General features: G+C 69.2%; 2 protein-coding genes. Both read right to left on the reverse strand.

Annotated elements, in window-relative coordinates; all coding sequences use genetic code 11:
• Nucleotides 1-198, reverse strand: a 198-nt coding sequence (locus ACXJKH_RS20410) for a hypothetical protein (RefSeq protein WP_457322098.1), incomplete at its 3' end; no start/stop codon positions are given.
• A 146-nt stretch (nt 199-344) separates the two neighbouring features.
• A partial coding sequence (locus ACXJKH_RS20415) for an MFS transporter (protein WP_457322100.1) occupies nt 345-1,463 on the reverse strand: 1,119 nt, incomplete at its 5' end.

A 1,463-nucleotide genomic window follows, 5' to 3' on the forward strand; every position in this document is an offset into this window, starting at 1 on the left:
GGGCTGCCCCGGGAACAGGATCACGCGTGTCCACAGCACGCCTCGACGCAGCTGCACCGAGGGCGGTGCGGTGATCGGCACTGGCAGCACCCGGTCATCCACCTGCAGCTCGATCTGCGCGCCAGCCAGGCGCAGTTGCCAGTGCGGCGCGCGCGTGAAGCGACGACCCCAGTGCGAAGGGGTCCAGAGCTGGGTCATCAAGGGTTCCAGAAAGCGGCCGGCACCCTGCGGTGCGGCGGTGGGTCAGCCCCCAATGATAGGAAAATCCCGCACCGTGCGCTCAGATTTCATGGGCAAGCGCCTGAACCACCGGTAGCGCCGACCCAGGGTCGGCTGCCTTCGGCTCAGGACCGGCAGGCCGCCGCCGCATTCGCACGCGACTGCCGGTCCACCAGCACCGCCACGCCCCACAGCAGCAGGCCGCCCAGTGCGGTGGCCGCACCGACGTAACCGGTCGTTGCCGGGCTGAAGCCGGCCCCGATCGCCATGCCACCCAGCCACGGTCCCAGTGCGTTGGCGGTATTGAACGCCGCATGATTGGAGGCGGCTGCAAGCGTCTGCGCCTCACCGGCCACATCCATCAACCGGGTCTGCAGCACCGCGGCCAGCGCCCCCATCGTGCCCACCGCGATGATCATCGGGAACAGGCTCCACACCGACTGCGCGGCCATCGGGTAGGCCAGCAGCACCACGATCGACCACAGCAGCACCACTGCCGCGGCCCGGAAATGGAATTTGTCCACCAGCCAGCCGCCCGCGACATTGCCGATGATCGCGCCAACGCCGAAGATGCCCACTGCCAGCGGCATCCAYGACTCGGCCAGGCCGGTCACCTGGACCAGGGTCGGGGCAAGATAGGTGAACACACAGAACATGCCGGCGAAGCCGACCGAGCCGATCGCCAGCGCCAGCCACACCTGGGGCCGGTTGAAGGCGCGCAGCTCGCGCATCGGCGAGGTCCGTACCTCATCCGGGTCGGGCAGCAGGAAGCGCGCGATCATCACCACCGTGGCGATGGCAAGCACGCTCACCAGGGCGAAGGCGGTGCGCCAGCTCAACTGCTGTCCGAGCCAGGTGGTCAGCGGATTGCCGACCAGGATCGCCACCGACAGGCCGAGCAGCACCTTGGACATTGCCGCGCCGCGCTGCGCCGGCGGGCTGATCGCTGCGGCCACCAGCATCGCCACGCCGAAGTAGGCGCCGTGCGGCAGACCGGCCACGAAGCGGGCCAGCAGCATCGTGCTGTAGTTCGGGGCCAGCGCGCTGGCCAGGTTGCCCACCGCGTAGAAGGCCATCAGGGCCAGCAGCAGGCTGCGCCGCGCATAGCCGGCGCCGGCGAAGGCCAGCACCGGGGCGCCGACCACCACGCCGATGGCATAGGCGCTGATCAAATGACCGACCTGCGTCTCGCTGATCGACAACCCGCGGCTGATCTCCAGCATCAGGCCCATGCTGGCGAACTC

Source organism: Stenotrophomonas sp. P5_B8, assembly GCF_054049855.1.